Genomic DNA, 8,845 nt, shown 5'->3' with positions numbered 1-8,845 from the left:
CGGCTCCTGAGCCAGCAAGCCAGCAAGCAAAGAGACCCGCCAGCGCGGGTCTCTTCATTTGAGCAGCCATAACCCGAAAACTTTTCGACAGGATCACAGTTAATACGCCCGACACAGCATCTGTCATGGCTTTCGATTAGGATACGGCTCTCTTCCAATAACAATGCTACGGACGATTTCCATGGAACAGATTGCACGCGAGATGGCGCCCCACAAACGGGTGGCACTGGTGGCTCACGACAACATGAAGACCCCTCTGCTGAACTGGGTGATGCGTCGCAAGGAGGAGCTCAAGCTCCATCACCTCTATGCGACCGGCACCACCGGCACCATGCTCGGCAAGCAGGCGCAGCTGCCCATCACCTGCCTATTCTCCGGCCCCATGGGTGGCGACCAGCAGCTCGGCGCCCTGATCGCCGAAGGGAAGATCGACGTGCTGATCTTCTTCTGGGACCCCCTCAATGCGGTGCCGCACGATCCGGACGTGAAGGCGTTGCTGCGGCTGGCTGCGGTGTGGAACATCCCGGTTGCCACCAACGAAGCGACCGCCGACTTCATCATGGATAGCCCCCATATGCGGCAGGCGTTCAGCGTGCAGATCCCGGATTACGCCGGTTATCTGAAGGCGCGCACCGAGTGATCGGCAAACCCGTCATGCAAGAGGGCCGCAACAAGCGGCCCTCTTTAATTGGGAAAATGAATCAGCCAGGGACACAAACCGGCGCCGGCTTATAGCGCGCGGGCGAGAATGCGTGCCACCCGATCCGGGTCGATATCCTGCTGCTCACCGAGCGCGGTGCGCCCCACCCGCTTGAGGTTGGAGCAGACCGCCGGAATGCAACTTTCGCTGAGGCCATAGTCAACCAGCCGGGTCCCCAGTCCCATCTTCTGGAAGAATTGCTCGGTGCGGATGATCGCCTCCTCGATGCACAGGCCCTTGTCCTCGCGGGTCGAATGCCACACCCGCTCGGCAAACTGGGCCAGCTTCTCCTGCTTCTGCGCTGCCCGCTCACGCAGCAGTGAGGGGAGCACCACAGCCAAGCTCTGGCCGTGATCCAGCCCGTAGAGTGCCGTCAGCTGATGGCCGATGGCGTGAGAGGCCCAATCCTGCGGCACTCCGCAACCGATAAGGCCGTTGAGCGCCAGACTGGCCGCCCACATCAGATTGGCCCGCACCTGATAGTTGGTCGGCTCCGCCAGCGCCTTGGGGCCGTTCTCCACCAGCACCTGCAGCAAACCTTCCGCCAGCCGATCCTGTACCTCGCCTCCCACCGGAAAGGTGAGGTACTGCTCGGCAATATGGACGAAGGCATCCACCACTCCATTGCCGGTCTGGCGAGGCGGCAGACTGTAGGTGGTCGCCGGATCGAGCACCGCAAATTGCGGCTGCACCAGCGAGCTTCTGAAGGAGATCTTCACATCCCCCCGGCTCACCACCGAGGTGGGATTGCTCTCGGAGCCGGTCGCCGGCAGGGTCAGCACACAGCCCATCGGCAGCGCCTTGTGCACGCTCGCCTGTTTGCCGCAGATATCCCAGGGATCATCCCCCTCGTAGCAGGCGGCGGCCGCAACAAACTTGGTGCCATCGACTACCGAGCCGCCACCGACCGCCAGCAGGAAGTCGATGCGCTCGCGCTTCACCTGCGCCACCGCCTCCATCAACAGCTCGAATCTGGGGTTGGCGCCGATGCCGGAAAACTCCTGCCACGTCACCCCCTCCAGCGCCCGGGTCAACTGCTCATAGACGCCGTTTTGCTTGATGCTGCCTCCGCCGTAGAGCACCAGCAGCCGGCTGCCGGGCGGGATCAGTTCGGGCAGGCTGGCGATCTGCCCCTCGCCGAAACAGATACGGGTCGGATTGGCATATTGGAAGTTGTACACGGCGGACTCCTCGACTGGCTCAATGCGCGGACATTGTGCGCCTGTGGGGAGGTGAGGTCAAAAGAGGTGGCAGAAGCTTGCCCATCGGCGGTCGACACTGGCCCATCGGTGCCGACCGGGTATCTCATACAACAGTGACGGGATCAGGCGGTTTTAGCCTCATCTTTGGATGAGCTCTTCTTGCCGGTCAGGCGATCCATTGCCTCTTTCAGCATCGCATCTTTCTGCTCGTTGAGCGGCTTGCTCTGCTCAGCCCGCTCTTCCGGGGTCAGCTTCTTGTTGTCGGCGATAGCCTTGAGTTTGTCTTCTATCTCGTTGAATTTTTTGCGATCAAACCCGAGCGCCTTGTCCACCAGCTGCTGCACCACGCCCCCCTTGTCGGAGCTCATATCGAGCGCCGGCGGCAGCTTGTTGTTCTTGGCCAGATGTTCGTAGGTCAGCACCTGCTGGGCCTGACCGGTCATGCGCTGGGTGGAGAGGCTGACCATCTCCTCCCAGCCACCACCCTGACCACCGCTACTGGCACTGTTGAGGGTAGCGAGGGCGCGGTTGTTGGATGCGCTCTGGGCAAGCTGTTGGCTGTAGGGTTTGATATCCATGGGGGCTCCAATTCGGTGCGCATCTGCGGCAATGAGCACAGGCTGATCCGGTCACATGGGGCGTCATGCCCCACCATTATCAATTAAACCAGCAAGTTACAGGCCAACTTGTCAGATAGTGCGAGATCCAGAGATATGGCGGATCTCACCACGCATCCCTCGCAAGCAGGCGTCAGAATCATGACTCATCTGCTGCAGGCTCATGCTGTTTGGGCACAGTTCGCATCCGCTGGCGCCTGCGACAAGGCCAGCGGGCTCAGACCTACCAGATGACCAAAGCGCTGCACTACAAGCTGATGACGGATCTCACCAAGCGCAGCGAGAAGAAACACTCGGAGGAGGAGTTCAAGAAGATCATGAGCCTGTAAACGACTCGCCTACGCAAAGAGGCCCCTTTGGCGCCTTGTTGTTTCAGGGGAATGCTGTTTGACCAGCATCGCTGATCCCCCAAACAAAAACAGCCCTCGTTACCGAGAGCCGTTTCATCAGACCGATAATGCCGATCAGATGGAGAAGCTGGAGCCACAACCACAGGTCGTGGTGGCGTTGGGGTTGGTCACGGTGAAGCGTGAGCCTTCCAGACCCTCGGTATAATCCACACTGCCACCTACCAGATATTGCAGGCTCATGGGATCGATCACCATGGTGACGCCATTCTTCTCGACTACGGTGTCCCCGTCGTTGATCTTCTCATCAAAGGTAAAGCCATACTGGAAACCGGAGCAGCCCCCACCCGTGATGTATACCCGCAGCTTCAGCTCGGGATTCTCTTCCTCGGTGATCAGGTTCTTCACCTTGTTGGCCGCCGCATCCGTCATCTGGATGGGCAGCGGGGCTTCTGCTACTGCACTCATTACTGACCTCACAACCATTAGATCCACAAACATGGAAACCGCGAAATTATCCAATACCCGACCATTCAGTTCAAGTATTCACCACGTTTAACCGGCAGCGGGAACCGGAGCTGGCGGTGCGGCGACCAGCGGCTTGATCACTTCGCCCCACTCAACCAGCAACTCTTGCGCCGGTTGCCTGCCATCCTTGTTGATGGTGACACGGATCCGATCCGGCACAAAGCCTTCCGGCAACTGCCAGTTCCCTTCCAGCAGCTGGAAATAACGCAGGGCATAGCGCCACTCGCTCACCTTCATTCCGAGATCGCGACCGGTCAGCGTCTTCGGCTTGTCAGCCAGACTTCCCTCGACCCGGATCTGCACCTGCCCGCGAAACAGCTCCCGTTTCTTGGCGGGCTGGGTCAGGGCGAGACGGTAGTGGTAACGACCGGGAATGCTGGTCTCCTGCAGGGTCAAGTTGTCGATCACCACCCCCACCTGTTCGCCGGTGGGGCGCATGATCCGCTCGAAAAAGGCCAGCTGGCGCTTGAGCTCCTGCACCTGCGCCTCCTGACTCTTCAGGGTGGTCTGCAACTGCTCGAAGGCCGCTTTCTGGGTCGCCAGCCGGGTATCTTTCACCCCCAATTCGGTCTTGAGCTGGCCGATGGCCTTGCTCTGACGATCCAGCGTCTCCTGCTGTACCACCAACAGACTGCTCTGGGCCAGCTCCTGGCGGTTACCGACAAAGTAACCGATGAGCCCGCCAACGGCTAACACGACCAATAACTTCAATAGATTGGACATAGCCCCTCATCCCGTTATCACGCCATTTACGGCAGCGCCTCTCCCTTCACTATACCGCCCTGACCGAGGCCAAAGGCGATAAAGGGAAAAATTAACTGGCCGTGGCGCTGCCATCACCCCGCTTTTGACGCGCGGCAAGCCGTAAAGTTCGCTCAAGGATCTGGGAATAGATGGGACGACCGCCCAGCGCTTGCGCCACAAGGGTGGCTCCCACTGTGGTAATCATCATAGGCAGGATCAGCTGATAGTTGTCGGTCATCTCGGTGACCAAGACGATACCGGTGATGGGAGCGCGCACGGTGGCAGCAAACAGCGCCCCCATCCCGGCGATGGCAAAGGCGCCGGGCTCGATGCCCAGCTCCGGAAACGCCGCATGAAACAGATGGCCGAACACCACGCCAAACAGGGTGCCCAATGCCAGGGTTGGCGCAAACACCCCGCCCGGTGCACCGGAGCAGAAGCAGATGAGGGTCGCAACCAGCCGCACCGAGAAGATAAGGAACAGGGTCGCCATCGCATACTCATCCCCCATCAGATGGGGAATAAGCTCGGTGCCGCCCCCCGTCACCGCGGGGGCAAACAGCGACAGCACACCAAACGTTCCGGCGACCAGCATGCCGATGGCCACAAAACGGTGGCGCTTGTTCTGATGCAACGCCAGATAGCCATCCTGACAGGCCAGCACCAGCTTGTTGAAGACAAAACCCAGCACCCCGAAGGTGGCCCCCATAAAGAGGAACAGCCAGAGCGCCTTGAGGGCTGGCGCATCGTAGTGGGGCAAGGTGATCACCGCCCCCTGCCCTTTCATGTTCTGCAGCATCAGGGTCGCCATGATGGCGGAGATCCCCACCGCCTTGATGGCCAGAAAGGAGTAGCGGAATTGCGGTCGCATCTCCTCCATCACGAACAGGATGCCCGCCAGCGGCGCATTGAAGGCTGCCGCCAGACCGCCCGCCGCACCGGCGGCCAGCAGGGCGTGGCCATGCTCCTTGGGCAACCGGAAGATATCCGCCACCATCTTGCCGAGGTTGCCGCCGATCTGTACCGAAGGCCCCTCCCGCCCCAGCACCATACCGGAGCTCAGGGTGCAGATGCCGCCGAAGAACTTGACCGGCAACACTCGCCACCACCGCACCGGGCGCAGATCGTCCATCGCCCCCTCGATCTCGGGAATACCCGAGCCACCGGCCTCGGGAGCAAAAGTATGAGTGAGGAAGTAGCCGACAAATCCCAGCAAGGCGCTGAAGCCAAAGCCAAGCAGACCTAGTTGCCACCAGGGACGGTCGGCCAGCAAGGCGATGCGTTGCTCTGCCAGCCAATGGACACCCGATTCGAACATGCCGCACACCAGCCCGGCCAGGGTGCCGACCAGCGCAGCCAGCAGCAGAACCAGCAAGGGCATCTTGTCTTGCCGGATAATGCGGGAAAGCGGCCCCCGCGAAGAGGTTTCGGCTTCAGAGGAGAGAGCTTGTTGCGCCATCTTGTTACACCAACTTGGAAAAACCATATCGTCAGCTAGCTGAGACCAGGATCACCCGGCGCGTTGCTCGGCTGCCCAGGGCTGGGGCTTTCTGCTATAGTCGGCCCGTTAAATTTTTGTCACGGGAGCAGACCGAGAGTCCGGGTGGCGAGAGCGCAAAGCATACTCCTGATACCCCTACCTGCCGAGTCTCGATCGACTGCTTTACTGCCGCGTGACAACCCAAATCCCATTAAGGATGATCCATGTCAAAATCAGATCAGCTGTTTGAACAGGCCCGCCAGACCATTCCGGGTGGCGTCAACTCACCGGTCCGCGCCTTCAATGGGGTCGGCGGCACGCCCCGCTTCATCGATCACGCCGATAGCGCCTATCTCTATGATGTGGATGGTCAGGCCTATGTGGATTACATCGGTTCCTGGGGCCCCATGCTGCTGGGTCACAACCACCCGGCCATCAAGACCGCCGTCATCAAGGCGGTGGAAAAAGGGCTGAGCTACGGTGCGCCGACAGAGATCGAAGTGCTGATGGCCGAGAAAGTCCGCCAGATCGTCCCCTCCATGGAGCAGGTGCGGATGGTCAACTCCGGCACCGAAGCCACCATGAGCGCCATCCGTCTGGCCCGTGGCTACACCGGCCGCGACAAGATCGTCAAATTCGAAGGCTGCTACCACGGCCACGCCGACTCTCTGCTGGTCAAGGCAGGTTCCGGCGCCCTGACCCTTGGTCAACCCAACAGCCCGGGCGTTCCTGCCGATTTCGCCAAGCACACCCTGACCTGTGTGTTCAACGATCTGGATTCGGTACGTGAAGCCTTCACCCAGTACGGCAGCGAGATCGCCTGTATCATCGTCGAGCCGGTCGCAGGCAACATGAACTGCATCCCGCCGGTCCCCGGCTTCCTGGAAGGGCTGCGCGCCATCTGTGACGAGTTCGGCGCCCTGCTGATCCTGGACGAGGTGATGACCGGCTTCCGCGTCTCCTTGCGCGGTGCCCAGGGTCACTACAACATCGACCCGGATCTCACCACCCTTGGCAAGATCATCGGTGCCGGCATGCCTGTTGGCGCCTTCGGCGGCAAGAAGAAGGTGATGCAGCACATAGCCCCGACCGGCCCTGTCTATCAGGCAGGTACTCTCTCCGGTAACCCGGTGGCCATGGCGGCCGGTCTGACCATGCTGGATCTGCTACTGGAGCCGGGTCTCTATGAGCAGCTGAGCGCCAAGACAGCGCGGGTTGCAGAAGGGCTGAAAGCGGCCGCGGCCAAGCATGGCATTCCGCTCGCCATCAACTATGTGGGCGGCATGTTCGGTTTCTTCTTCACCGACGAGCCCGAAATCACCCGCTACGAGCAGGTCACTCGCTGCGATATGGAACGCTTCAAGCGCTTCTACCATCTCATGCTGGAAGAGGGCGTCTATCTGGCGCCGAGCGCCTACGAGGCGGGCTTCCTGTCATTGGCTCACGGCGACAAGGAGATTGAACACACTCTGGCTGCCGCCGAGCGCAGCTTCGCCAAGCTGGCTGGCTAAATCGCCGCAGGTTGTCGCAAAGGGCCCGTCATGGGCCCTTTTCTATTGCTGTGCCTTCATCACCAGACAGGGCATCGATACGCCCAGTTCTGGTGCATCCCCTCTTCGTCACTCACCAATTTGTCATCCTCTGGTGCAACTTGCCCCGCCATCCCTGTCATAAAGCAGGCCCACTATTTGCACATTCAGCGCAAGAGCCCACTTCACCGAGGTCCATATGGCAGAGATGAGCCCCATCGATGTGCTGCGGCGCTATCAGGAGTATCAGGAGGAGTTGACCCCGCTACTGCAGGGGCTGCTCAGCGCCCCCCTTGTCTCGCTCAAGGGGTATCCCTTTGTCGTCAGCATTGACCACTATCAGGGGCCGATGTGCATCCAGCCTGCGGCACCGGCCGCCCATAACCGGTTGCACCTTATCGTGCAGGGGCAAGGACGGGAGATCACCGTCTGTCTGAATCAGCTGATTGGCTGGTTGATGGGAGACAGGGAGCGCCGCCGCGCCATGCCCTGGTTCAAGGCGGTCTATGTGGTGCTCAGCATGGCGCTGTTTATGATCGTCGCCACCCTGATCTGGCACGGGCTGGAGCAGCTCTACCAGCTATTGTGCGGCGAGCAGCAGAACCAGCTCGGCGCCTTTAGCGCCATCATCTTCCTGACGCTGGCACTGGCGGTGTTCGATCTGGGCAAGACCATTCTGGAAGAGGAGGTACTGCTGCATAAGGATATCTTCCGCCACAGCGCCATTCGTCGCACCATCACCCGCTTTATCGCCGCCATTCTGATCGCGGTCTCCATCGAGGGGCTGTTGCTGCTGTTCAAAGGCTCGCTCGGCCAGAGCGAGCTGCTCTGGCCAGCGGTCGGAGTGATGGGGTGTGCGGTGGGTTTGCTGCTGGCGCTTGGCCTCTATGTTTTTCTGGGGGCCAAGGCCGAAGCGGCACTGGTACAGGCTAGCCTGCGCTCTCCACCGCCAGTTGCACAGGGGAGCGACTCACTGCCCGCCAGGAGGCGTACATGGTCCAGGAGGTATAGATGACGATAAAGGCAACCAACCACTTCAGCATCTCCATATCCATGGATTTGACCAGCATGGCGGCCAGCACCACACCGATGGGGCCGAAGATGGCCACCGCCAGCACGGCTTTGGCATCAAACGCCCCTTTGCGGATAAAGGTGCCTGCGGAGAAGACGCTGAGCACGGCGGTGGAGCCCATCATGATGGGAAACGCCGCCAGCGGATTCATCCCCAGCAGATAGACCAGCGTCATGCAGGGAGCAAACAGGCCGATACCGACATTCATCAACACTCCGAAGATGAAGTTGCCGAGCAGGGCGATAGCCAACTTGTAGCCACAGAGCCCCATCGCATCGCCGCCTACAGGGAAAAGGCCCAGCAGACCGGCAAAGATAAGCCCTGCGACGACCAGCAAGGAGATGGCCATCACCAGCCGGATGGTCTGCCGATCAAACGAGGCCACATGACGAGCGCCCCAGGCTGCGCCAGCTGCGGCGGCCATCATCATGCTGATCAGCGTCAGCGGCTCCACTGCGACTGCGCCGACGAAGATCAGCGACTGAGTCACGGTCGGCAGCACGCACTGCCCATTTAGGGTACCCGGCAGCACCCGATCATCGATCAGCTTGAACTGCTTGTAACAGGCGGTCTTTACGGCAAAGCTGCCCACCCCCAGGGTATCGAGAAAGTTGGCAACCCCACCG

General features: G+C 60.5%; 10 protein-coding genes. 4 read left to right on the top strand and 6 right to left on the bottom strand.

The window, feature by feature from the left end; genetic code table 11:
• Positions 1–181: 181 nt before the first annotated feature.
• Positions 182–640, top strand: coding sequence for a methylglyoxal synthase (locus ACRAUW_RS15010; protein WP_005354960.1), 459 nt, complete (start codon positions 182–184; stop codon positions 638–640).
• Between the two features lie 89 nt (positions 641–729).
• Here the strand turns inward: ACRAUW_RS15010 and ACRAUW_RS15005 are convergent, their stop codons facing one another.
• Together ACRAUW_RS15005 and ACRAUW_RS15000 are read right to left on the bottom strand one after the other, a co-directional pair.
• Entirely contained in the window at positions 730–1,881 is a 1,152-nt protein-coding gene (locus tag ACRAUW_RS15005) for an iron-containing alcohol dehydrogenase (protein ID WP_431362918.1), read from the bottom strand.
• 143 nt (positions 1,882–2,024) lie between these two features.
• Entirely contained in the window at positions 2,025–2,480 is a 456-nt protein-coding gene (locus ACRAUW_RS15000; protein WP_069554689.1) for a hypothetical protein, read from the bottom strand.
• A 209-nt stretch (positions 2,481–2,689) separates the two neighbouring features.
• On the opposite strand from ACRAUW_RS15000, the gene ACRAUW_RS14995 reads away from it, so the two are divergent.
• Positions 2,690–2,848 carry a hypothetical protein gene (locus tag ACRAUW_RS14995; protein ID WP_431362917.1) on the top strand — a complete coding sequence of 53 codons (159 nt, stop codon included), beginning with the start codon at positions 2,690–2,692 and terminating at the stop codon, positions 2,846–2,848.
• A gap of 135 nt (positions 2,849–2,983) precedes the next feature.
• On the opposite strand, the gene erpA is transcribed toward ACRAUW_RS14995, so the two are convergent.
• The 3 genes from erpA to clcA all read right to left on the bottom strand — a co-directional run bounded on the left by erpA (position 2,984) and on the right by clcA (position 5,597).
• The gene (gene erpA / locus ACRAUW_RS14990) at positions 2,984–3,334 is read right to left on the bottom strand and encodes an iron-sulfur cluster insertion protein ErpA (RefSeq protein ID WP_005340225.1); all 351 of its coding nucleotides are present in this window, start codon (positions 3,332–3,334) and stop codon (positions 2,984–2,986) included.
• Between the two features lie 87 nt (positions 3,335–3,421).
• Positions 3,422–4,117: a DUF6776 family protein gene (locus tag ACRAUW_RS14985; protein WP_139707379.1), complete on the bottom strand. Its 696-nt coding sequence runs from the start codon at positions 4,115–4,117 to the stop codon at positions 3,422–3,424.
• A 91-nt stretch (positions 4,118–4,208) separates the two neighbouring features.
• Entirely contained in the window at positions 4,209–5,597 is a 1,389-nt protein-coding gene (clcA, locus tag ACRAUW_RS14980) for a H(+)/Cl(-) exchange transporter ClcA (RefSeq protein WP_431362916.1), read from the bottom strand.
• Positions 5,598–5,842: 245 nt separating this feature from the next.
• Between clcA and hemL the strand changes: the two genes are divergently transcribed.
• The gene (gene hemL / locus ACRAUW_RS14975; RefSeq protein WP_431362915.1) at positions 5,843–7,129 is read left to right on the top strand and encodes a glutamate-1-semialdehyde 2,1-aminomutase; all 1,287 of its coding nucleotides are present in this window, start codon (positions 5,843–5,845) and stop codon (positions 7,127–7,129) included.
• Positions 7,130–7,346: 217 nt separating this feature from the next.
• Positions 7,347–8,162 carry a hypothetical protein gene (locus ACRAUW_RS14970; RefSeq protein ID WP_431362914.1) on the top strand — a complete coding sequence of 272 codons (816 nt, stop codon included), beginning with the start codon at positions 7,347–7,349 and terminating at the stop codon, positions 8,160–8,162.
• On the opposite strand, the gene ACRAUW_RS14965 is transcribed toward ACRAUW_RS14970, so the two are convergent.
• A partial coding sequence (locus tag ACRAUW_RS14965) for a TSUP family transporter (RefSeq protein ID WP_431362913.1) occupies positions 8,077–8,845 on the bottom strand: 769 nt, incomplete at its 5' end. The two genes, ACRAUW_RS14970 and ACRAUW_RS14965, sit on opposite strands and share 86 nt — an antisense overlap.

It is taken from the genome of Aeromonas sp. (assembly GCF_050633025.1).
Taxonomy (GTDB): Bacteria; Pseudomonadota; Gammaproteobacteria; order Enterobacterales; family Aeromonadaceae; genus Aeromonas.
This window is presented reverse-complemented; position numbering and strand designations above follow the sequence as displayed.

Coding starts and splice junctions, on each gene's coding strand:
- ACRAUW_RS15010 (WP_005354960.1), top strand. CDS start 182: ATGGAACAGATTGCACGCGAGATGGCGCCCCACAAACGGGTGGCACTG.
- ACRAUW_RS15000 (WP_069554689.1), bottom strand. CDS start 2,480: ATGGATATCAAACCCTACAGCCAACAGCTTGCCCAGAGCGCATCCAAC.
- erpA (WP_005340225.1), bottom strand. CDS start 3,334: ATGAGTGCAGTAGCAGAAGCCCCGCTGCCCATCCAGATGACGGATGCG.
- ACRAUW_RS14985 (WP_139707379.1), bottom strand. CDS start 4,117: ATGTCCAATCTATTGAAGTTATTGGTCGTGTTAGCCGTTGGCGGGCTC.
- clcA (WP_431362916.1), bottom strand. CDS start 5,597: ATGGCGCAACAAGCTCTCTCCTCTGAAGCCGAAACCTCTTCGCGGGGG.
- hemL (WP_431362915.1), top strand. CDS start 5,843: ATGTCAAAATCAGATCAGCTGTTTGAACAGGCCCGCCAGACCATTCCG.
- ACRAUW_RS14970 (WP_431362914.1), top strand. CDS start 7,347: ATGGCAGAGATGAGCCCCATCGATGTGCTGCGGCGCTATCAGGAGTAT.